This is a genomic window from Frigoribacterium sp. RIT-PI-h (genome assembly GCF_001297205.1).
Lineage (GTDB): Bacteria > Actinomycetota > Actinomycetes > Actinomycetales > Microbacteriaceae > Frigoribacterium.
In genome coordinates this window covers 111,627-133,589 of record NZ_LHOZ01000072.1, presented here as the reverse complement: position 1 = coordinate 133,589, position 21,963 = coordinate 111,627, and the positions used below count along the sequence as shown (strand labels likewise).

Annotated in this window: 21 protein-coding genes and 1 pseudogene; 15 read left to right on the top strand and 7 right to left on the bottom strand. The window is 64.8% G+C overall.

Going from position 1 to position 21,963, the window contains the following annotated elements:
- The first annotated feature begins 345 nt into the window (after positions 1-345).
- A complete protein-coding gene (locus AEQ27_RS09945; RefSeq protein ID WP_054146504.1) occupies positions 346-678 on the top strand; it encodes an STAS domain-containing protein in 333 nt (110 codons plus the stop codon).
- A gap of 25 nt (positions 679-703) precedes the next feature.
- A complete protein-coding gene (locus AEQ27_RS09940) occupies positions 704-1,090 on the top strand; it encodes an ATP-binding protein (RefSeq protein ID WP_161805530.1) in 387 nt (128 codons plus the stop codon).
- A 104-nt stretch (positions 1,091-1,194) separates the two neighbouring features.
- Here AEQ27_RS09940 and AEQ27_RS09935 read toward each other — a convergent pair whose 3' ends face one another.
- A complete protein-coding gene (locus AEQ27_RS09935) occupies positions 1,195-2,160 on the bottom strand; it encodes a sensor histidine kinase (RefSeq protein ID WP_054146502.1) in 966 nt (321 codons plus the stop codon).
- 568 nt (positions 2,161-2,728) lie between these two features.
- Here AEQ27_RS09935 and AEQ27_RS17280 point away from each other — a divergent pair.
- The 4 genes and pseudogenes from AEQ27_RS17280 to AEQ27_RS16630 form a co-directional block, all read left to right on the top strand.
- On the top strand, positions 2,729-3,454 hold the full coding sequence (locus AEQ27_RS17280; protein ID WP_152970302.1) for a GDSL-type esterase/lipase family protein: 726 nt from the start codon (positions 2,729-2,731) through the stop codon (positions 3,452-3,454).
- A 316-nt stretch (positions 3,455-3,770) separates the two neighbouring features.
- A complete protein-coding gene (locus AEQ27_RS09930) occupies positions 3,771-4,283 on the top strand; it encodes a MarR family winged helix-turn-helix transcriptional regulator (RefSeq protein ID WP_054146501.1) in 513 nt (170 codons plus the stop codon).
- Positions 4,284-5,183: 900 nt separating this feature from the next.
- Entirely contained in the window at positions 5,184-5,477 is a 294-nt protein-coding gene (locus AEQ27_RS09925; protein ID WP_152970301.1) for a hypothetical protein, read from the top strand.
- Positions 5,478-6,710: 1,233 nt separating this feature from the next.
- Positions 6,711-7,003 (top strand): annotated as a pseudogene (locus tag AEQ27_RS16630) (recombinase family protein); the annotation flags it as partial.
- A 431-nt stretch (positions 7,004-7,434) separates the two neighbouring features.
- Here the strand turns inward: AEQ27_RS16630 and AEQ27_RS16625 are convergent.
- The 6 genes from AEQ27_RS16625 to AEQ27_RS09900 all read right to left on the bottom strand — a co-directional run bounded on the left by AEQ27_RS16625 (position 7,435) and on the right by AEQ27_RS09900 (position 13,044).
- Entirely contained in the window at positions 7,435-8,304 is an 870-nt protein-coding gene (locus tag AEQ27_RS16625; protein WP_082383417.1) for a ParA family protein, read from the bottom strand.
- A gap of 245 nt (positions 8,305-8,549) precedes the next feature.
- Entirely contained in the window at positions 8,550-10,526 is a 1,977-nt protein-coding gene (locus AEQ27_RS09915) for a hypothetical protein (protein WP_152970300.1), read from the bottom strand.
- Between the two features lie 177 nt (positions 10,527-10,703).
- Complete coding sequence (locus AEQ27_RS17275) at positions 10,704-10,940, bottom strand: hypothetical protein (RefSeq protein WP_152970299.1); 237 nt, start codon at positions 10,938-10,940, stop codon at positions 10,704-10,706.
- A gap of 225 nt (positions 10,941-11,165) precedes the next feature.
- Positions 11,166-11,876 (bottom strand): hypothetical protein, encoded by a 711-nt coding sequence (locus AEQ27_RS09910; RefSeq protein ID WP_054146497.1) that lies wholly within the window; start codon positions 11,874-11,876, stop codon positions 11,166-11,168.
- A 1-nt stretch (position 11,877) separates the two neighbouring features.
- A complete protein-coding gene (locus tag AEQ27_RS09905; protein ID WP_054146496.1) occupies positions 11,878-12,534 on the bottom strand; it encodes a hypothetical protein in 657 nt (218 codons plus the stop codon).
- 198 nt (positions 12,535-12,732) lie between these two features.
- Positions 12,733-13,044, bottom strand: coding sequence for a helix-turn-helix transcriptional regulator (locus AEQ27_RS09900; RefSeq protein WP_082383416.1), 312 nt, complete (start codon positions 13,042-13,044; stop codon positions 12,733-12,735).
- A gap of 105 nt (positions 13,045-13,149) precedes the next feature.
- Between AEQ27_RS09900 and AEQ27_RS16620 the strand changes: the two genes are divergently transcribed.
- The 9 genes from AEQ27_RS16620 to AEQ27_RS09855 are packed head-to-tail and all read left to right on the top strand — an operon-like array spanning position 13,150 to position 21,961.
- The gene (locus AEQ27_RS16620; RefSeq protein ID WP_082383415.1) at positions 13,150-14,352 is read left to right on the top strand and encodes a hypothetical protein; all 1,203 of its coding nucleotides are present in this window, start codon (positions 13,150-13,152) and stop codon (positions 14,350-14,352) included.
- Between the two features lie 11 nt (positions 14,353-14,363).
- Positions 14,364-14,696 carry a hypothetical protein gene (locus AEQ27_RS09890; protein ID WP_054146493.1) on the top strand — a complete coding sequence of 111 codons (333 nt, stop codon included), beginning with the start codon at positions 14,364-14,366 and terminating at the stop codon, positions 14,694-14,696.
- 29 nt (positions 14,697-14,725) lie between these two features.
- Complete coding sequence (locus AEQ27_RS09885) at positions 14,726-15,454, top strand: hypothetical protein (RefSeq protein ID WP_054146492.1); 729 nt, start codon at positions 14,726-14,728, stop codon at positions 15,452-15,454.
- Positions 15,454-16,914, top strand: coding sequence for a hypothetical protein (locus AEQ27_RS09880; protein WP_054146491.1), 1,461 nt, complete (start codon positions 15,454-15,456; stop codon positions 16,912-16,914). The genes AEQ27_RS09885 and AEQ27_RS09880 overlap by 1 nt, the downstream gene beginning before the upstream one ends.
- The gene (locus tag AEQ27_RS09875) at positions 16,907-18,622 is read left to right on the top strand and encodes a hypothetical protein (RefSeq protein ID WP_054146490.1); all 1,716 of its coding nucleotides are present in this window, start codon (positions 16,907-16,909) and stop codon (positions 18,620-18,622) included. Before AEQ27_RS09880 ends, AEQ27_RS09875 begins: the two co-directional genes overlap by 8 nt.
- The gene (locus AEQ27_RS09870) at positions 18,619-20,163 is read left to right on the top strand and encodes an ATP/GTP-binding protein (protein ID WP_235451049.1); all 1,545 of its coding nucleotides are present in this window, start codon (positions 18,619-18,621) and stop codon (positions 20,161-20,163) included. The genes AEQ27_RS09875 and AEQ27_RS09870 overlap by 4 nt, the downstream gene beginning before the upstream one ends.
- A gap of 9 nt (positions 20,164-20,172) precedes the next feature.
- Entirely contained in the window at positions 20,173-21,258 is a 1,086-nt protein-coding gene (locus tag AEQ27_RS09865; RefSeq protein ID WP_054146489.1) for a hypothetical protein, read from the top strand.
- Between the two features lie 9 nt (positions 21,259-21,267).
- Positions 21,268-21,510, top strand: coding sequence for a hypothetical protein (locus AEQ27_RS09860; protein ID WP_054146488.1), 243 nt, complete (start codon positions 21,268-21,270; stop codon positions 21,508-21,510).
- A complete protein-coding gene (locus tag AEQ27_RS09855) occupies positions 21,503-21,961 on the top strand; it encodes a hypothetical protein (RefSeq protein WP_054146487.1) in 459 nt (152 codons plus the stop codon). Before AEQ27_RS09860 ends, AEQ27_RS09855 begins: the two co-directional genes overlap by 8 nt.
- The last annotated feature ends 2 nt before the right edge of the window (positions 21,962-21,963 follow it).

Sequence of the window (21,963 nt, the reverse complement as noted above, 5' to 3'; positions counted from 1 at the left end):
CCGGCAGCCAGCAGCACGAAGAAGAACACGAAGAACTGCTTCAGCAGGGGAACGTGACGTCGCGACGAGGCCGACAGGACCTTTCCGAGGAGACCCCTGTCTCCCCAGACGCTGGGACGCGTGTCTCCCGCATCCTCGGGCCGGTCCTGTCCAACGCTCACTTTGACAGGCTAAGCCGGATGGGGCGCGAGGAGGGGGATCGGACCGCCCCAGAACGTGGGGCTGACGTGCGCCTCCCTGACCGGCAGGATGACCTGCAGAATCCGGGCCACTCGGCCAGGACGAGTTGGACGTCGTCCTGCACGGGCATGCCCGGTCGCAGTCCGCCGAGAAAGGCAGGAGCGCGTGCTCACCATTACTGTCGAACCATTGACGCAGGGGTGTCTCGTCGCACCGCAGGGACGGCTGACCCTGTCGAGCGCGCCCGAACTGCGTCAAGACGTCCTCTCTCGCATCGAGGCCGGTGACCGCTTGATCGTCGTCGACCTGTCGGGCACGACCTTCGTCGACTCGTCCGGTCTCGGGGCCCTGGTGTCGTGCCTCAAGTCGGCGCGTCAGGCCGGGGGAGACCTGCGGCTCGTCGCCCCCACCGAGCAGGTCTCGATGGTGCTGCGCCTGACGAACCTCGACCGCATCCTCAAGCCCCGCGCCTCGGTCGCGGCCGCCCTCGATGACTGAGCGTCCCGGCCCCGTCATGATCGACGTGGCTGTCGAACCCGAGAGCATCGACCTGGTGCAGAACGCCTTCGAGTCCTGGTGGACCTCGCTCGGCGACGACTCGCTCGAGACGCGCTTCTCGTTCGAGACCGCGATCGTCGAGATCGCGGCGAACGTCATCGAGCACTCCCGTCGCTCCGAGGCGGACCTCGGTCGGCGCTTCACCCTCGAGCTGTCGGCCACCGACGACCGTCTGACGGCCGTGTTCCACGACAACGGCATGCCCAGCGACATCGACCTCAGCGCCGTCTCGATGGCCGACCTCGAGGACGAGGACGGCCGCGGCCTGGCCCTGGCGCTGCTCAGCCTCGAGAGCCTCGACTACCGCCACGAGGACGGCCGGAACGTGTGGACGCTCGTGTGCCAACGCTGAACGGCCCACCAAAATCCTGCACCATCTGCTTGGACGGAAGCGTCCGGTCGACGACCATCCCTGGCTAGCGTGCAGCGCCACGGTCGGGATGAACCATTGCCGGCTTAGTTGGGAGCGGAAAAAACGCTGGCTGTCGATTTGTCGCTTGCAGGAGTGGCTGACCAGGTGAGGTGGATCTGGGTGCCGCGGCCGGGGGCAGAGCGGATCACGGCTTGTCCGCCGATTTGGTGCATTCGTTCGATGATCGAGACCCTGATGCCCATCCGATGGGGTGTCATGGTGGAGGTGTCAAAGCCGGCACCATTGTCGGACACGTGCACCTCGAGCGTGGAATTGCTCCAGCTCACGTGCACGGTTCGCCGGATGTTTCCTAGGCCGGCGTGCTGGACGCTGTTGTTGAGGGCTTGCATGACGGCACCGAAGAAGGTGTCGACGATGCTGCCCGGCACGGCCGCGTCCTCGAGCCCTGAGGAGGTGACCGCGGCGGTGATGCCCAGCTCGGCGCACGTTTTTCTGAAGCGGCCAAGCAGCTCTTCGAGGTCGACAGCATCCTTGACTAGATACGGGCTTGTTCCCGTGGCAGCTATTTCGGTGAGGGCGTGTTTGGCCATGGCGACGGAGTGCGCTTGATCAGTGTGGGTTTGGGATTTGGCGGCGACAAGCAAGGTGGTCATGACGCTGTCGTGAAGGATTGAGTCGACTTGGAGACGCTCGATCTCGGTTTGGTGTTCCTTGACTGCGAGGGCGTAATGGGCCGCTGCGGCATTGTGGGCCGAATCGACTGCGGCGGCGGAGCGTCGCAGGACATGAATCAGGATGAGAGCGCTGGCGCCGATGAGGATGCCGTAACCGGCCTCGCCGAAAGCTTGAATAGCTGGCGCGCCACCCGCCGCCGGCGTTTGCCGCACGATGACCCATACCCAGTAGACGGCGGCCAGGTAAGCGATCGCGTATCGGCGTGGAAAGGCATATGCGGCTGCGGCAAGAGCCGCATGGGCGAGGTGTTCTGGCCACGGGTTCCGCCCGATCATCTGCTGCGGGTCAAGGACCGCCCAGGACCACGTGACCATGATTACCAGGAACGAGACCGCGAAAACGCCTCCAGCGACTCGAGCTTTTCGTCCACGCACGCTTGCCACCGCAAAGCAGCTAATCGATCCAAACAACGACAGACCAACAACCCAAGCCCACCCCTGGTGCATGAGTGGCTGTCCGGCAAATGCGGCAGGGACAGCCAAGACCCCCAAGATGATGGATGCCCCGGCCACTCCCCGGCCAAGACCTTTCTCAATCCGAGCCGTACTTATGACGCCTTGGGGTCGGCGCTGCCGACGGATCACTTCGGTCAAGTCAGGCACCGCGAACGTTCCCAACTTGGCTCTGATGTCAGGCACCAATATCTCCTGACTCCATGCAGTCGAATATAGTTAGAACCTGTCTACCCGAGTTGATCAGCAAAGGCATCCCTCCTTACTGGGGACAAGCCAGAACGCAGCTCGCGTGTGAAGATCAAGCGCCTGAGTGCCCGGCTAGCACGACAGGTCAGAAAGGCTCACCCTCATGCACGCCCCAGTTCGTCGATCGACGTACCGCGCCCCGAAGAACCTGGTCGAAAGTCTCGTCTCGAGAGCTGTCGGGATGGTCACCAAGGTGGGGCTGCGTCTACATTTCCGGCTTTATCGCCGAGCGGTCAGCCGAGGGCTTTTTCCGCAGGACGCTCGCGTGCAGTCAATAGCCGGGCCGCGTCCTGAGCGGGTCTTGTTCGTGGGGGATGTTGCCGTAGCGGGATACGGGGTGTTACGGCACGGGATGAGCGCGGCGCCGCAAACTGCCGCACGGATCGCCGCCCGGACAGGTCGCGGGGTGTCCTGGTCCGCCATGACGGCTTTCGATCTCACGGCCCGGAAAGTGGCCACTCTTCCCTGTGAGGGAACGTATGACATCGACCGAGTGTTTTTCATGCTGGGTGTTCCGGATGTCCTTCTCGGCACCACCTCAGAGGATTGGTCAGCGAGCATCCGAACAGTCCTCAACAGGGCACGCTCGGCCTTCTCGGATGACGTCCAGGTGGTCTTTGCCGCCATTCCACCCATGGAAAACTTCCGCCCCATGCCCCCCGTGGCACGCATAATCCTTCGCCGGCAGGTGCGGCGCCTGAACGCGGCCGCAGCCGTCGTCCTTGACTACGACAACCCCTCCGGCACCAATGTCTTCGTGCCTGCCCCACATTGGGGCACGAAAGATGGCCCTATCGAATCTCAGTTCTCATGGCGTGATCTTCACCAGCAATGGGCCCAGGGTCTGGCCGACGCCGCAACCGCCACCACTCCACGAAACGACCCCCGGCACATGGTCATCGTCTAATTTGCGCTGGCCGACCTGCGTCCGAGGATTCTTCGGCGCCAATCCGGTAGAGCACGTTGACGCGGTGGGCCCTGGACAAGGCCCACCCCAACACCGCAGATGCAGCGAGCAGACCCGCGTCCACTCACCGCGCTCCCAAGCCCCAGCGTGACCAAGGTGATCTCGCCCTTCATTCCCCCTTTCGGGTCGGGCCCAGCAGCCCTGTTTGGGGCGTAGACGCCGCACCTTCTTGGAGTGACACTCGCTACTAGCCAGGCCCCAAACGATGTTCGGGATCTCGGTTTAGGACTGTTTTTTCACCACGGAAGGTGACCCCATGATCATGACCACGCCTGTGCCCCTCGAACCTGATGCCCGAAGCGTCGAGCACCTCGCCCTGACTCTTCGCCGGCTGGACGAAGCCCACCGCCGATACCGCGTCCACGCCGCAAAGATCATCGATGTCGGCGTCACCGAGCTCACCGCGCTCGTGGCTGTGGGGGACGACCCGGGGATCACACCGTCCGCACTTGCCCGTGAACTCGCCCTCAGTTCCGGAGCGATCACCGCAGTGATCGACCGCCTCGAAAGAGGCGGGCACATCTACCGCGCGGACAATCCCGCGGACCGACGAAGCGTCCACCTCCTTCTCACCAACGAAGGAAAAAGTGCCCTCCGGGCTCTAGCTACCGCCTACCGGTACCTGCTGTCCACGACCGGCACTGATGCCACCATCACGGACGCCCTGCCCCAACTGGACAACATCACCTATGCCCTGAACACCGCTGCCCGAGAACAAGACACCACACCAATAACAGAGCTCCTCGGGCCCCCCACGCACGCCGCCTGACCACACCAAAGACGCAACCCCTAGAGTGCTGTGAGGCAGTCTCGAGAGGTCAGCATGGGCAAGTTACGTCGGCGTCGACAGCTCAGGCAGCGCCCCGGGCGGACTAGTCGGGCCACCATTGCAGCGATCATCATCCTCGCCATCGGGGTCAGCGCCCTGACTGTCTGGGCCGTGATCCGCTGACCACTTCCTCCTCCGCCGCAGCGTCACGCTGCCTCAGCTGCGGTAACGGCACCGGCACCGGCACCAATGAGCGCAAACAGTCTGCCGAAAGGCTGAGGGGCTGTGGACGGCGTCGATACGCTGCCGGTATGACGGTCACGACGTGCAGCACGTGTGGGCACGCGGCCGCGGGCCGCACCCCCAACCCGTTCGAGGTGCGCGTGCGCGCGGCATTGCGCATGAGATCGCCTTTCACGCGGTGCTCCTCGTACACCCGTGACGAGTCTTTCGGGGATGTCGAGTACTGCCTATGCCGTGACCTTGCACACATCCGCACAACAAGCCACAGGTTTGCCGATCACCTGCGGGTCGAGGAAGGCTGACTTGGTGGGCGACCCTACCTCAACCCCACCAGCCAAGAGCAGCAGGTGTAGACCAGGCTGTCTCGCAGGGTTACTCTTTCGAAGTGTTCCGGCTGGTTACCGGACACCCGGCCGCGCCTCACGCCACCAACCTGATCCGGTGACCTGGGGCGCGGCCCCTCCCCCAGCCTTCAGGAATTCGAAGTCGAGCGCCTTCCCCCGAAACGGGTGACCAGGAGAAGACGCTCGCGTGCCCACACGACTCGCGGGGCGTTCTGCGCGGGAATGGTGTCGATTCGGGTCAGCCACCAGCCCACCAGCAGACTCATAGGGTACACCGAAGGTTTCGCTTGATCCTGATGCGAGGGGGTACGTCATGAGCTCACCCGCTGCTACCAGCCCTGACCCGGCACGCCCGTCCGGGCTGCCCGTCCGCCCCACCGCCCCGCCCGTGGTGGTGCGCCTGCCCCGGGTGCCGTTCCCCGTCACCCTTAGCTACGCCGGCCCAGACACCTGGACCATCACCGAACACCTCGGCGAGCAACACATCGGCCACGGCCAACTCACCCACACCTACGGCGCCTTCGCCATCACCACCACCGGCGGCGGCACCACCCAGTACGACTACTCCTGGCAAGCCGCACTCGTCGACCACCTTCCCCGACGCTGACAGCCACGGAACACACGCAGAGAGGTGGGCCATGACGATTCAGACGCCACGACCCACCATCCAGCGCAGACCACCCCTGCTCCACGCCCTCCCATGACGCAGCCGGTGAACTTCAGCCCAACAAGAACATCGCACACACCCCTCCCCCTCAACCCCCACACACAGAGGCCAGCCTCAGGAGTTACTCATCCGAGAGGAGGTGTCCCGGTGAACGACCGTCTGTCGGACACCACTCAGCCGACCATCCCAGAAACCCGGACCGGTTCAGAACCACGTTTCGAACCGGACGGGGATTGCGGCACGCCGCCCTGACTCCAAAGGGACCAGGCCGGAACCGATCGTCCGCGCCCGGCGGCTCTATCGCCGACTGGGGTGCATTCGGGCGGCGGCGACACAAGCAAGCTCAGGCTCATCCCGGACAGCCTGCGGATCCCTATCCGCACGGAGCCGATCACTCATCTCCTCAGCATGGCCTCGAGCCCGCGGCACATGCGCAAGAAGAGCCTCACCAAGTTGGTGAGGCTCTTCTCGCGGAGGGGCGCTAAGTTACCCGCTTTGGTCCTCGTCTTGTCTACGCGAGGCCGACGTGTCCTGGGAAGGTTGAACAGCAAGTAAGACCGAAGCAAGAAACACTGGCGTTGCAATAACGACAGCTAACAGCGCCCAGCCCGTCGGGTAGCCAATTAATTTGCTCCCCAAGACGCTTACCAATGATATGAGAACCATGGCAGGTACGCCGATCCACAAAGTTCGTCTCATGCGTTTTGTCACGGAATTGCTCTCTTCTATTCGCAAGCGAAGGCGCCGAAGATCCCCCACGCGAGACCAACACCCGCACCTACTGCAGTACCAATACCAGGCGTGGCAACAGTTCCCACAGCGGTTCCCCACAACGCTGCGTGAGCAACGCTGATACCCGTGAACGCCAGGCTACATGTCGGAAAGTTGCCCGTAGGATCTAGCCCAGCGTCATCTAGCGCAGGCGTGCGACGCCGCCTTCCACCGTGAGGCCGGGACGGGGTTGAACTCGGATGAGATATCACGGCGCTGTTCCTGCATGCTCCATCGACTAGGACTGGAGTGGGCGGTCGTGGCGATCGTCCACCGGACGATTGACAGCTGCGACCACTCCCCCGGATCTCCGGGCACCGGACCGTCTCAGATAGGTAGTCCGAAATAGGTTCCGGTGATGGCACCCTCTGTGAGACTGAGGGCACGACCACCGGAACCCTCATCGGCTACGCCCGCGTCTCCACCGACGCCCAGGACCTCACCGCGCAGCGGGACGCCTGAGCGCTCTCGGCGTGCCGCAGGAGCGGATCTACAGCGACCGCGGCATGACCGGGACCGACAGGGAACGACCGGGGCTCAGGGAGGCCCTGGCAGCGTGCCGGCAGGGAGACACCCTGGTTGTGACGAAGCTCGATCGCCTCGCGCGATCGCTCCGAGACGCAACGGACATCGCCGAGGAGCTGACGCGCCGCCAGGTGCGACTGAACCTCGGCGGCTCCAGGGTCAACCCTTCACGAAGTTATGACTCAGTTCGAGAAGGGACGGCCCGTGCGAAAACGACCAGGGTTTTCTCGAAACGGCACTCCGCCGTTGTACTCGTCGGAGAGACGCTGAAGCTCACGCTCCAGCGCCCCATTTACCAGTTGCGCGAAAGAGCGATACCCCTCGGCTTCAGATTGCGTTTGAAGAACTGCTGTTTGCGCTTGAAGCTTGAGAGAACGCCGAAGAAGGGTTGTCGTCGCGACAGTGACATCTTCCGCGGGAACATCGCGGGGTGAGGGAGGCGCAGAGCTGGTCACCTCTCCCCTCCCTTGATCTTGCCTAGACGTTTCGCCAACCGGTTCCACACTGGTGGGTGCTTCGGGGGTACCCGTGTTGACGGTCTCGACTCGAGGAGTTAACGAAATCGGGCTTTGAGCGCCAGGCCGGCGCCGCTGAGGCGCGCTCACGCCGCCGCCTCGGAACCGAGAAGTGAGCGGATGAACCGATCTGCGAGAGCGTCGTAGATGGCCACAGTCTTTCGACTATTTCGATCTCGCCAAGCATTTAGGGATGTGGCAGCCGCGTCAGCCTCAGCGAACCTCGACCACTCGGGAATGAAGTTCGGGTTGAGCAGCTCTGCTCCGTCTTCCGATTTCACAAGGCCGCCCAGCTTCCAGACAAGCTCTCCGAATTCCTGATTCAAGCCATCGATCTGGTAGTCGTGTTCAGCCGTCAGTCGTCGTCTCGTCACGACCAAGCCGGCAATACGCAAGTCCGGATTCATCAGATCTGCCGCATGCCTACTTACGAAGTCTCGCACCCGGATAGCGGCCTCGATCGAATCAAAATTTGGGTCGCATGGAATCAGGACCGTGTCGGAGGCAGCGAGAGCCATTTGCACCAAGTGACCAAGGTCAGGCCGAGTGTCGATGAGAACCACGTCGTATGAATCAATCCACCCATTCAGGGCTTTCGTCAGCCGCCGGGAGGCTCCAACTACGCCAGCCTCAGATTCACGGTTGATCAAGTCAAATCGTGAGGGGAGAACGTCGATCCGTTCCCCCTCTGGAGCTGACTCGGCATCCCATCCGCACGCGAGCACAGCTGCCTCCCCTGCACCATCTTGCGCTGCCGCGATCACCTCCGACATCGTGACAAATGGATTTGTCGGGTCCCAATCGATGCCGAGACGCCGAGTCGCGTTTGCCTGTGGGTCCATGTCGACGACGAGGACGCGCTTTCCTGTCCTCGCTAGAGCTGCAGCTAGCTGACACGTGATTTCGGTCTTAGCGACACCACCCTTGTTGTTGGCGATTGAGGTGATGTGTGGCACGAGATTCCTTCCAAAACGCAATACTTACAAGGCTTGCAATGCATTGTGACACGGGCCCAACCAGAGGGGCTCTGATTAGTCTAAATCAAATGGAACATAAACGCAAGTCTTACAAGCGTTGTTTGTCTTGCTTAGCTTGCTTACATTGCTTGCTTTGTAAGTCTTCCAAGGCTTGGTAGACGCTACGCATGGGCGCTTGAGAAGACCCGAGCCGGTTGGATGCCTAAAGAGCGAAGCCATTGTGCTCATGCGGCATAAAAGAATTGAACGCGTCCGGGTCGCATCGCCTTGGCCCAGACGTCGTGCCTGGCCATGCGGTGGTTCGCTCGGCCGTCAGGATCTCGTGGGTATTTAGGAAATGCTCGGGCTCGGGCTGATTGATCGGGTTCGAACAATTCGCGTTGAGTGACATGAACAGCTCGAGCCCGCTTTGGGGCGCCGGGGGAGAGGCGTTCGCATTCGGCTTGCCACCATTCCCAGAGTTCGTGTTCGTTCGCGTGCATCTGTCGGCGTCGCTCAAGCGTGCCCTCGATTCCGAGGTGCTTCGCTACAGCGTCCCGGCCGTCTTTGCGGGCTCTGAGCCACTCCCGGTTGCGCTCAACAATGAGCCGGTGCTTCTTCAGCCGGCCGAGAAGAGACGCAGTACGGCCCTCGCTGATGCCCAGTGAGTCGCTGAGCTCTCTCAGTGACTTCCTAGTCGTTCGGTTAAGAAGGGCATGAAGCCGCCCACCTAGGTGTCCGATGCCCTTGCGGGTGTAGAGATCGTGTCGCAATGTGTCGATCTGTTCCTCAAAGTCAGCATGCAAGGCCGTGCGTAGGGCGAATAGCTCCGTAGGGGGGCGGGCGTTTGTTGAGTGGTGTGTCAGCTGAGTTTGCTGGGCTGTGGAAAAGACCGGGGTGAGGGTCCATTCGCTGGCGTTCGTGCCGTGGTGCAGTCGATGGCGGGTGATGAATCCCTCACGCTGCAGCGCTCGAAGGGCGGCCGCGGTGGTGGTTCGGTCGACACCGATGAGGTCGCCGAGCTCGCGGACGGAGGAGGCGACGGTTGCTTTACCGGCGCGGAGCATGAGGTAGGCGAGGCCGATGAGGACGCTGCGGTGGGTGGGGGAGCCGTGGGCGCCGGAGAACCGCCCAGGGTTGACCGTAAGGCGGTGCTGCAGCTGCTCGATGCGGGAGACGATCGTGTCGAGCTCCGACAGGTCTCGTGCCCCCTCCGTTGTCGGCCGCGCGGGACGTAGGGCGGACCAGCGCGAGACGTGTTGTTGAGCTCTCGCCCATTGACGTTCGAGGCGAGCCTGGCGATCCCTCGGGTTTCGGCGTTGCCGGTGCCCTTGTCCGGTGTCTCTGGTGCGGTAGTGCTCAAGGCCCGGGGCAGTGTCTACAAGGGCTGCAACGTCACTCAGGGACCAATTGGCTTGGGCGGCCGCAAGGAGGCACAGGTACGCCGTGTGGGAGGGGTTGGCGCCGCCTGCGATGGTGGCGAAATGCGCCCTTCCCCATGCCTGCAACTTGCCGGTGCCGGTGTAGCCGGCGTCGACAAGGCCGGAGGGACGGGAGTCTTCCGGCCGGATACTTGGGGCCGCCGTCTCGAGGACCTCGATCAGGCGGATGAGATCTCCGTGGCTCGTGGAGCGCCGCTCGGGGCGCAAGCTGTTGATGTCGCCGGTGAGGACGCGGGAGTAAACCCCGTCGTAGCGGTGCGGTGACAGTGGTGGCCGCACGCCCCCTGAGGCGGCGTTTTTGAGCATCCCGTGGTCCAGGGTCCCGAAGTTTGCCCGGGCAGCGTCGGCCAGGCGCCTCGTGACGTCGACGCTGATGCCTTCGGACAATCCCACCCACACATGTAGTCGGCCTCTCGTGGAGGACTGGCAGAGCACATGGGAGATGCCCAAAGCGGTGAGGTACTTCGTGAATGTCGTCGCCTGTTCGATGGCGGCCTCGACGTCGTCGTCCAGGTCGCGGCTGGCATCGAAGTCGAATGCAAGGAGGCGGAAAAGCCGGTCGTCGCCGGCAAGGTGGATGTACCAGGGCGCCGACGGGGGAGTGGGCAGGGTTGGCACGCGCGCGCTGTACCGGTTGCCATCGGCCAAGCGGCCTCCGGCGTCGCGTTGCATTGCCTGAACATGCGGCCGCAAGGCGATCGCCCTGGTGAACTCCCACGCAGCCAGCCAGGTTGGTGACACGCCGAAAGATCGTTTTTCTGGCGCGGTGCTTGCGCGCACAGAAGAAGTGTTTACACTGATGCCATCACCTTCCTTCGGGATGGGGGTACGACTAAGGCCCGGTGCACAACCGGTTCTTGATCGGAACTAGAAGCTCTAACCCGGGCTCTTGGCGGAATCAGGGGTTGGAGCAACGAACTTGAAGATGCCCGTCGCGAAAGCGGCGGGCTCTTTCGTTTAAGCGGCGGGGATAGGCAACTCCTCGGCTTTCTCGCGCGGGCTGGCGACAAGGGGCAGGCAGCCCTGCTCGGCAACGAGTTGGGCCACGAGCGCTTCGAGGTAGTAGGCAATCGACACACCGCTTGCGGCGGCAGCAGCCCGGACCTCGAGCCGTGTCTCAGGCGAGACGCGACCCTGCAGAAGGACCGTGGGGACGTTCTGGGGTCGGTGGGCCAGGCCACGAATTGCGCTCATGCCGACATCCTGGGCTCTTAAGATGCATACATCGGGCATTGCGGTGAGGTGTGTCGGGAAGCAGACCGACAAAAATGCTCCTACAACCGGAGTCCACAGGCGCATGAGGCGCCCGACGCCCGACGACGAGTGAAATCACCATTGACCGACCAATCGTCTGCCCCATCAGGCGGTTTGCCTTGGTGCCCTACAAGGGGCTAACGAGCGTCTCGTTTAGGCCATCGACTAGCGGAAACTACGTCTCGTAGCGCGCTGCCTGCCAATGCGGGCAAAAAATGCTGTTGCAAGGCCGAGGGCGACAAAGATTGCGGCCACGCCGCTGACGACCTGGCCGACGTAGTACGTCGCTGGCAGAAGCAGCGTCACGAGGCCGAGGACGAAGCGCACGCCGGCGAGGATGAAGCCGACGAACAGGAAGCGCGACGTCGCCTTAGTCGCGCCCTGGGACGAGCTGAGGCCCTTACGGACGTGGGGGAGCAGCAGTGCCGCGATGTAGGCCGGGTAAGCCGTCGCGAGGGTCGAGTAGAGCCGCACGAGCGGACTCGAGAGATTGTCTGCGAGGTCGGGGGCTGAGCTGGTGGTATGCACGACGGCGAAGATGATGACCTCCGCGACGAAGACACCGAGGAAGACGAGGGCGCCGGGCAGGCCCGAGATACGGCGCTGCGTCTGGGGAGCCCTCCAGGCCCGAGCGACCTGTGTTCCAGCAAGCAGGAGACCGGTGAACAGGGCGAGCTTGGCGATCAGGTCGACCAGGTTCGGGATGGGGGAGAAGCGGTCGAGGGCGGCGTAGACGTCCGGGGTGATGAGCGCGAACGCGAGCACAATCGCGCCAGCCGAGGACGCGATGAGGACGTTCCGGCCGCGGATCGCGCTGGGGAGCCGGGTTAGGGCGAGAGCGGCGAGCACTACGGCGATGAGGTATCCGGTCAGCATGTCAGCCCAGCGTTTCTTCGATTCGGCGCGCTTCGGCGCTGTCTGCTGCAAGGCGTCGAGCCCCGCGTTGTGCGGCCGCGAGACGCGCCTGCACCAGGTCATTCAGGGCGACGTCCGAGAGGTGCGTGAGCGCGTGAGCGCGTGCACCGTCCGGCCAGCCGGCCTCTTGAAGGGTAATGACGTTGCCTACGGCGAGGCCACTCGTGAGAGACGTGCTCGCGATGCGAGCGGCCTCGACCAGGTGGCGCGGTCGCATCTTGTTCGCGGTGATCTGCGCCGACAGGTTCGGGGGAGCGATACCGAGACGTTCCGCGAGCTCGCGGCGAATGTGCCCGGGGTCCACGGCGTCAATCCATGTCCTGAGCCCGTCCGGCTGGGGCGGGTCTTCCCAGATGTGCACCGCGGCGATCGCGTCGCCGTAGGTGGCGTTCCTGCGGCGCAGCAGCTCGACCGAGGCGTCTGTGAGCGTCACCTGCGACAGGATCTCAACCGGCAGCGGCGGCCTCATTCCCCGGTGCAGATCGTTGTACTCATCGAAGCTCGACAGGGCGACGACGGGCTCCACGCTCACCGCGCGCGCAGCGGCGATGACGACCGCCTCGCGCACGCGGCCGCGGAGTAGCTGCGCCTGCACAGTCGTCCGATTCACGCCAATCATGCGCGCCAGTGGGAGGGCTCCTGAGGGCAAGTCAACAGTGCTCGCCCAGTGCTTGAAAGCGGCGGCCGCTACGGACACGGGCGCTCCTTTCCAGCGGGCAACAGACGGGGTACTAGTTGGTCGTCACTTCAGAGGACTTACTGCCGCGTATCAATCAGGCAATGCAGGAAGTATGTATCGTTGGCACCCGTGTGGGGGTCAGGTGAGGTGCTTCATCAGGGTGTCTCTGAGGTCGTGGATCGCTTCGCGATCCGCGGACCAGTAGATCACCGGACCGCTACCTCGCGGGTGCGTGGCCCGGCGTTCGTGGATGACGCCCACCTCAGTCAGGGCAGCCAGGTGGTAACCGACGGCACTGCGCGTCAGGCCAAGTGCGTGCATGACGTCCTTTGCGGTGACTTCGCCGCCGTCCATCACGACGCGAAGCGTCCGCAACCGTGCGGGCGTGGCTGCGAGCGTCGCGCACGCCTCATCGAGGCGCGCTGCGTCGGCAGCGGATTGGGCAGACACGCATCTAGTTTACGGGCGACTAATTGCTAAGCTTTGATAAATACTAAGTCTTTGCAAATAGGTATGTCTACCCAGCCAGACAACGAGTTGAAATAGGAGCCCAAGATGACCAACCCGAACCAGCAACCGGACGTGTTCCAGTCCGCCTTGCGTGCAAGTGAGTACGTCGAGGAAGACACACTGAACGTGACGTCGCAGCGTCACGAGCAGGTGAAGGTGACGCCAGGTGGACTGCCGGTGCTTCCTCTCATGCCGACATCCGTACCGGTGCCGAGCGAGGAGCCGCTAGCGGCCGCAGCTCAGGTAATGGAGCCTGCGCCTGCTCCTCAAGAGGAGCAGGTCATGCGGTCAGACTCGACGTCGATCCTCTTCGGCGGAGCCCCTGCTGTGCCGACCGACTCACCTGCCGTCCAGCCGTCGTCTGGCTGGCAGGGATTGCTCGCCAAGCTCGGCCTGTCAACCAAACCCAGCCCGCAGGAGCTCGCGCGCCGGGAGCACGCCGAGCGTCAAGCCCGGTTTGAGGAAGAGGTCAGGCGGGCCGTTTGGACGCGGGCCGTGTCTGTGCTCGTGGCAAACCGGAAGGGCGGCGTCGGGAAGACCCCCGCGTCGGTGCTGCTCTCCGGGACGATGGCAGCCATTAGGGGCGGCTCAGTCGCCGTTATCGACGCGGCCGACGACTCCGGTGCGCTCCGTCTCCGAGCCGAGGGCACTCCGCGCCTCGGTATGGGCGAGCTGGTGCGCGATATCGCGCAGATCAAGACGGCCGGGCAGCTCAAGGGCTACACCGCCCCGCAGACGTCGTTCGCGGACGTCATCGGCTCCGCACCTGACCGTCCTCGCCTGTCAGGGGAGGACGTCGTCAACGTCTCGAAGGTCGTCGACGAGTTCTACAGCATCCGCGTCATGGACTCCGGAAACGTCTACCGCGCCGAGGCTTTCCAGGGAGCCGTGTCCGTGACGGACGTTCTCGTGATCCCGATCACGAACGCCGGTGACGCCGTAATCGACGCGCTCGAGCTGCTTCGCCAGCTCCGCGCTGCCGACGGATCCCCTAAGCGCCTCGCCGACACGGCAGTCATCCTCCGCATGCACGACGGTCGCCCCGAGAGCCCTGTCGTGGGTGAGGAAGTCGAACGGCTCCTGCGCGACGCAGGCATGAACACCCTGCTCGACATTCCCTACGACGCTCACATCGCAGAGCGCGGCGAGATCACCCTCGGCAAGCTCCAGCCCGTGACCCGCGAGGCGTTCGTAGCCGCCGCGGCGGCGGTCGTCCGCACCCTGCAAGACAACGTCTCGAACGACTGAAAGGTCACACCATGAACGACTTGATCCTCACCGCGGCCACCCGCGTCCCGCTCGCGATCCAGAACCCGCTGAACGGCATCATCCCCGACTTTTCCTTCGGCGGCGCCGAGTTCACGCAGCTCTGGCAGAAGATCATCGCCGCCGTCTGGGCGGTCGGAATTCTCATCGCGATCGTCTACGTCATCATCGGCATCGTCGAAATGGCGGGAGCGTCCGGCGACACCAACCCCAACCCAGCGCAGCACTCCGTCGGTCGGAAAAAGGCCATGTGGGCCCTGATCGCCCTTGGCGGCCTCGCGGCCCTCGCGCTGATCGTCGGCGCTGTCCTGACTTTCGCCGGCTAAGTCACCTCTCGACTCCCTAGGAGGCACACATGCGTATGCACACCGCAGCAGGAACAAGCCGCTGGCCGTTCGTCATCGTCGGCGCAGTCGCCGCCGTAGCCATCGTCGGGGGAGTGGCATTCGCCACCACCCGCCCCGACGACGATCCGGTCGCAGCCCCCACGACATCGGCCCCCTTCTCTCCGACGTCGGCCACCGCACCCACCGGGGGCAGCTCCGGCGCGGGCGACAACGAGGACGACGTTCCTCCCACCGGGTGCCTCGGGGGCCAGGACCGAAACGCCGACATGGTGCTCACGGCCCAGAGCGAGGCCAAGCACACCACCTACGGAGCCGTCGAGGTCGCCACCGCGTTCTACCGGTTCCTCTGGCAGTACCCCTACCCCGCTGATGCGGAAGCGAACACTGTCACTGAGAACGTGATGTCGTCGTCCTCGCCGGCATCGTTCCGCGACCTGCCTGCCGCGTATGACGCAGCAGGCAACAACATGGCCGCCGGGACCGTGGATGCAGGTACGCCGTTCCACATCTCGACAACCAACGGCCTGTGGCGAGTCCTCGAAGAGTCCACGGGAGACCGTGTGTTCGTCGAGCTCGCGGAGGGTTACGTGGTCGACGGAGCACTGAGCCCCACGCTCAGCACCGTTAGCGGCTACATCATGGTTTGGGAAGACGACGCCTGGCACATTGAGCAAGGGTTGACCCCTGACCAGGACAAGCTTGCCGCTGGCGGTAATCGCTACACGGGCGGTTGCTGATGGACCCCCTGAGCCCGGCCTGCGCGCTCGGTCCCGTTGTCTGCGTCGGAGTCGAGGGCAGCGACGTCGTCGACGCGGTCGGCAAGGGCGTCGACACGGTCGGGGCCGTTGCCGATTTTTGGTCGGACCCGGCGGGGAACACCTTCAACATGTTGCAGGACGCCAACCGGGGTCTGTCCGAGACGGTCATGCCGGCGATCACGAAAGCGACCCTGCCGGATCTCACGACCGACTGGTTCCTGCGCTCCTACGCGATCAGCTTTGGCCTGGCGATCTTCGTCATGGTCGCGCTCTTGATCCCGCAGCTCGTGCGAACTGCGCGGGGTCAGCAGTCGGGTCGTGACACCGCCGAGGCGCTGGGGCTCTACGCGCCCCTGTTCCTCATCAGCGCCGCGTTCGGGCCCGCGGTCGGCACGGTCCTCGTGCAGTTCTTCGGAGCGCTCACGGAATCGATCATTGCCTGGGGGATCAACACCAACTCCGGCCAGATCGTGGACCAGTTCACGGCCATGCTCTCCGAAGAAGACAACGGAGAAGGGCTCGCCGGTGGCGCGGTCATCGGCGTGATTCTGCTGTTTCTGATGCTGCTGGGTCTGCTGATCGTGGTGCTGATCCTGATCGTGCAGCTCATCACCCTCTACTTCACGGGAATCCTGTTCCCGCTGGGCGTGGTGTGGATCATCGATCCCACCAAGCGGAAGTTCGGGACGAAGATCGCCTACCTCTGGTTCGGCATCCTCGCCTCCCACCCGCTGCTGTTCTTCCTGCTCGCGGTGGCGTACTTCATGGTGGGGGCGAACCTCACCGTCTTCTCCGAGACGCCCTCGTTGCAGCGCACCGTCAACCTCGTCGTATCGCTGCTGGCGCTGCTGATGGCGGGGCTTTCTCCCCTGCTGCTGACGAAGTTCGCACCCGTCATCCCCACGGGCGGCATGGGCTCGGCCCCGGCCGGGCCGACGGTCGGCTCCTCGTCCATGCAGCAGGCCGACTCCCGAGTGAGCCAGCAGTCCGGTAGCAACACCGACAACGACAGCTCCGGTGGCGGTGGCGGTGGCGGATCGAGCGGCGGCGGTGGTGGTGGGTCGTCGACGCAGGCGACCGGCAGTGCTGGGTCCGAGGCTGAGGAGCCGACGTCGTCGGTGACGTCGGCAACTAAGGGCGCCGGTTCCGGTGCGAGTGCTGGGGAGACCGTTGGTGCCTCCACGGCCAGCGGCGGTGCGGAAGCGGGTGCCGGTGCAGCTACGGGCGCGGCGGCGGCCGAGGGCGGGATGGCTGCGGCGGGAGCTGCGGAGTCCGCGACCGGTGTCGGCGCTGCGGTCGGCGTCCCGACCATGCTCGCCGCCGGCGCCATGGCCGCCGCCGAGACAGGCAAGAAGGTCAACGACGCGGTCGCGCAGACCGCCGTGAACCCGGTCGAGGACCACGACGAGCACTACGGAAAGGACTCCACCAATGAGTGACACAGGGCAGGCCCCGTCAACCGTGAGGTTCCTCGGCGGTGAGGCAGGACACCGCGGCTTCTTCGGCGGCACCGCATCCAAGGGCCGCTCGATCGCCCTGGCGATCATCGTCATAGCGGGGATGATCGGCATGATCGGCCTCCAACAGGCGTGGGTGTTGATCGTCGCTGCCGCTGCGGCAGGCCTGACGTTCCTCATGACAGCGAAAACGCACCGGGGATCGCTCATCCAACGTCGCCGAAAGCGGAAGCGGTGGGCTGCCCGCAAGCGGCTCGGAACGGACGTGTTCACGCCCTACGACGACGAGGCATGGGAAGTCCTCGAGGAGCAGACCCGCACGGGCTCAAAGGCTCAGCAGGCAGAGGCCGCGCGGCTCATGCGGCAGATGCGGGCCAACCCCGAGGGTGCCGACGGCATGGGCTGGTTGCAGTACGGCGCGAACGTGCCCGGCATCGCCTGGCACTCCCCGGTGGGGGAGTCGGAATACCTTTCCGTGGCGTTCAGTGTCTCCGGGCAGCTTCGTGGAATGGAGACCGCTGCGGCGCTTCTTCGGGCGTCGTCTGGGTGGGGCCGGTTCTTGGCCCGCCGGGCGGCCCCGTCGTCGCTGATCAGTGACGTGCAGCCCATGACACGGGTGCTGCCGCCGGACTCCGCGAGGCAGCAGCTTTGGGTCGCCGACCGCCTTGAGCGGGAGACGCCCGAGCGTCAGTGGACGGCCGCGCAGTGGTCGTCGTGGAATGAGCAGACGCGCTCCTACGACGAGGTGATTCGCCTGGCGAGTGCGGGATCGATGGTGCAGCGGCACTACGTCGTGGTGTCGTGGCCGATCACGCAGGCCTTCACGGACGCCGCGTCCAAGTTCGGCGCCGGACGTGACGCCTGGCGGTCCTTCATGGCAGACGAGATCGATGCGACCGTTCGTGGGCTCCGGGACGCCAAAGAGGGCGACGTCGCCCCGTTGACGGCGAAGCAGACCGCGGCGTTGATCCTGCACCAGCAGAACCCGCACCTGCCTATCGATCAGATCAGGAAGGTCAACCCGGCCAGATTCGGGCTGACCTCGCACGACGAGTTCAGCGCGCACGTCGTCGAGGGCATCGACCCGACGTTCCTCGCTCCCGGCGACCCGGTCGAGAACGCACCTGCCGTCCAGTGGTGGCATCGCACGGCCGCAATTCACGGCGAAAACCTGGCCGTTACCGGCCGGACGCCGTTGTGGCTGCTGGATCTGCTCATCGGGCGCGAGCTGAAAGTCGTTCGGACCATCGCGTTCCACCTGCACCTGGTGCCAGCAGGCCAAGCCAAGGCCAAGGCCCGCCAGGACGCTGTCCGGGATGGGTCGGCGATCTACGCCGCTCAACAGAAGGGCCGCCTGGTCAACGACGAGACCCAGATGGGTCTCGGCGCGGCCGAGCGCCGGAAAGCGGACCTTGCCGCCGGGTCGCACCACCACGGAGTCGAGTGGGTCGGGTACGTGACGATCTCGGCCACGAGCCGCGATGAGCTGGCGAAGGCCTCACGTCAGCTCGAAGAGGTCTGCGCGACGGGACTTGGGATCGAGCGCCTCGACTGGCAGGACTCGTTCCAGGCGGCAGCGTCCGGCGCGACCTGGCCTATCGGCCGGGGTTTGCGCCCTGATGCCTCCACCCTTGCTGGCCGTGCGGTGTCCCGCCTGGCCGGTCGTAGCGAGAAAGAAGCGATCTCATGACCGACACGATCCCGAAGACCCGTAAGCACAAGAAGGGCAAGCGGGCGGTGCCGGCGGAGCCGACGGCCGAGGCTGTGACGAAGGCCCGCCGACACCCGCTGGCGGGTGTGCCGCTGCTGCGGGTGTTGGTGCCCCCGGAACTGCTGGCCCCGGTCATCACCGGCGCGACCGTCGAGGGCGCACCGGTTGCACGGTCCGTGGAGCTGTCCCCGCACTCGCTGCCCGGCGGAAAGCTCCGAATCGCCTCGGGCGCGGCGGCAAGGGGTTGGTACGCCCCGCGCATCCAGGGTGCTCCGTCGACGACGAAGCAGGCGGAGATCTTGAACACCGGGATCATCGGGGCGCCGACGGGTGTCGAGGGTGTCGTCAACGGCACCGACAACCTGTCGTCGACGATGATCAGCCACGACGCTCCCACCGCGTACAACGCGACCCCTCGGAAGTTGACGAGCCCGAACGTGCTCGTGTTGGGGACGGTCGGGTCGGCTAAGTCATCGTTCGTGAAGACCGTGTGCGTGATGCGGCCGCTGCTGCTGGCGAAGCACCGCGCCGTCGTGTTCGACAAGAAGGACCAGGGCGACGAGGGCGAGTACTCCGGTGTCGCCCGCCACCTTGGGTCAGAGCCGCTGCGGTTCTCACCCGACGGGAACGGCACCCGGTTGAACCTGCTCGATCCGCTGATCGTGCAAGGCAGTGGGCTCGTCGGTCAGATGCAGCTCGTGAACGCTGTGGCCCGCATCGCGCGCGACGACAAGCCCGCGACCGAGTGGGAGGAGAACGCCACCCAGTTCGCCCTCCAACGTCTGTTCGCAGACAAAGAGGGCGACCGGGCGGCCACGATGGCGGACCTGCTGCCCTACCTCGGGATGGTGCCGACGGATCTGGGCTACTCGGCCGAGGCGAAGGAGCGGTACCACCAGGCCGGGATCTCGATCCAGCTCGGCTTGAAGAACCTGCTGACCGCCTACGGCGACGTCTTCGACGGCGAGACCAGCAAGGACGTCGACCTGGCCCACAAGCTGACCGTGTTCGACGTCTCCCAGCTCCCCAGCGACGGCCCCGCCATTCCGACGATCATGTCGATTGGTCACCAGTGGCTCCTCGGGCGTCTGATGCGTGAGCGCGGCTGGATCACGAACGTGGTCTACGAAGAGGGCTGGCACATGATCGCCGGCCCCTCGGCTCGGCTCGTGAAGGCCAACCAGAAGCTTTCCCGCTCCTTGGGGATCTCGAACGTGTTCGTGATGCATAAGGGCACCGACATCCCTGTTGGGTCCGAGGGCTACACCGTCGTGCAGGAAGCACAGACGATTTACGCCTACCGGCAAGACCGGCCCGAGGACGCCCGTTGGGTGACCGACACGTTCGGGCTCAACCCGGACGCAGCCGAGACACTGATGAACCTCGAGCCCGGGCACTGCGTGTTCAAGTACGGCTCCAACCCCGCCACCCACATGCGTCACGTGCGCTCTGCGTGGGAGACGGCTGTGACGAATACCGACGAGGGCATGGCCGGTGGCGCTGGCCCGTCCGGACTGTAGGGGCCCGTCATGGGCAAGCGTGCCCTGCAGGCGGGTGTGGTGCTCCTGCTCGTCGTGCTGTTCTCCGGGGTACTGCTCCTCGGTGGTGGCGGATCCGGGCAGAACGCCTGCGCCGCCGTCACCGCCGACACGGCAGCGGCCGAGACGGCGAACGCTGTCGAGGGGTACTCCGGCGACCAGCTCGTGAACGCCGCGGCGATCATGAACGCCGGCGCCGTCCTCGGGGTCAACGCCAAGGGGCAGACCATCGGCGTGATGACCGCCATGGGCGAGTCGACGCTACGGAACATCGAGTACGGCGACACCGCCGGCCCCGATTCTCGGGGCCTGTTCCAGCAGCGCGACACCTGGGGCACCCTCGCGGAGCGGATGAACCCGACGAAGGCGGCAACGTTCTTCTTCGAGCGCCTGATGAAGGTGCCGAACTGGGAAACGCTCTCCCCGACCGAGGCCGCTCACCGGGTGCAGATCAACGCCGACCCGAACCACTACACCCGCTTCTATGCCGCCGCGGAGAAGGTCGTCACGGCCCTTGCCGGCGGCGGAGACGCTGCCTGCGCGTCGACGTCGGTCGGCGGTGACGCGCAGGCCCTCGCGAAGGGCCTGACGGCGAAGATCGATGCCGGTCAGATCACCGGGCTCTCACCCGATCATTTGCGCGAGATCCGCTGGATTGCCGACGGGGAGGTCCACCCGAACTGCGGCATCGACACGCGAATTTTGCAGGTAATCACGATCACCACGAACACGTTCGAGCAGGTCGGGATATCCGATATCAACCGGCTGTGCACGGGGCAGCGTCCCGGTGCCGGCAACGCCTCGATGCACGTCATCAACGGCGGTGGCCACGCAGTGGACTTCTACTCACTTGACCGCATTCCCGTCACCGGCTCCGACGCCAACTCGACGAAGCTGCTCAAGATCCTCGACCCCCTCATGGCTGACGGGTCCGGTTTCGGCCAGTCCCAATGCCGAGCCTCGGCCGGGCTGACGTTCCCCATGCAGACGACCGAGTTCCCCGACGCCTGCAACCACTTCCACGTCCAGGTCGACGGCCAAGGCACTCAGCCGATGAAGCTCGACGCCAGCAACTAGGAGACCACCGTGCTTGCCGTTCCTAACCTTGAGCCGACACGGCCGCCGCTGTCGTTCCTGGACGACGTCTCCTCGTTCCTGATCCTCGCCACATATGTCGGCGTCGCCGTCGTGCTGGTGCTTCTCGTGCTCTGGGGAACTGGTGTCCTCCGTCGCGCCGGCCTGAGCGCCCAGCAGTGCCTCACGCTGACCGGCGCCCTCACTGCCGTGGTCGTCGTCGTCGGAGTCCTGGGAGTGCTTCTCCGTGGCTGACGCGACGACATCGACGGCCGTTCTGGCAGACGAGGAATGGGCCATCACGAACCACGACCACAACGTGGTGACGTATGGGCTGTGGCTCGACGAGACGCTGGCCTGCCACCGCTCCGAGCTCGCGGCATGCACCGCCGCGACCGTCGAGGTGCGCTACGTCGTCAACGGCGTCGACGTCGACCTCGATGTGCAGAAGATTCGCCACGTCATGCACTGGTTACAGGAGACGTACCGGACAAGCAAACGGCTCGAAAGGCAGACCCGTCCCGACCGTGACGCGTTGCTGCAACAGCTCAGCGTGCACCGGGTCATGCCCTCGGAAATGGCGCTGATGGCGGGCGTCGACCTGTCGATAGCCGAAAGGTTCGCCGGGGAGGACGCCGAAGCGCGGATCGCCAGGCAACTGCTTCACAAGCTCGGCCCACCGGGCACCGAGACACACCTCAGCTAGGC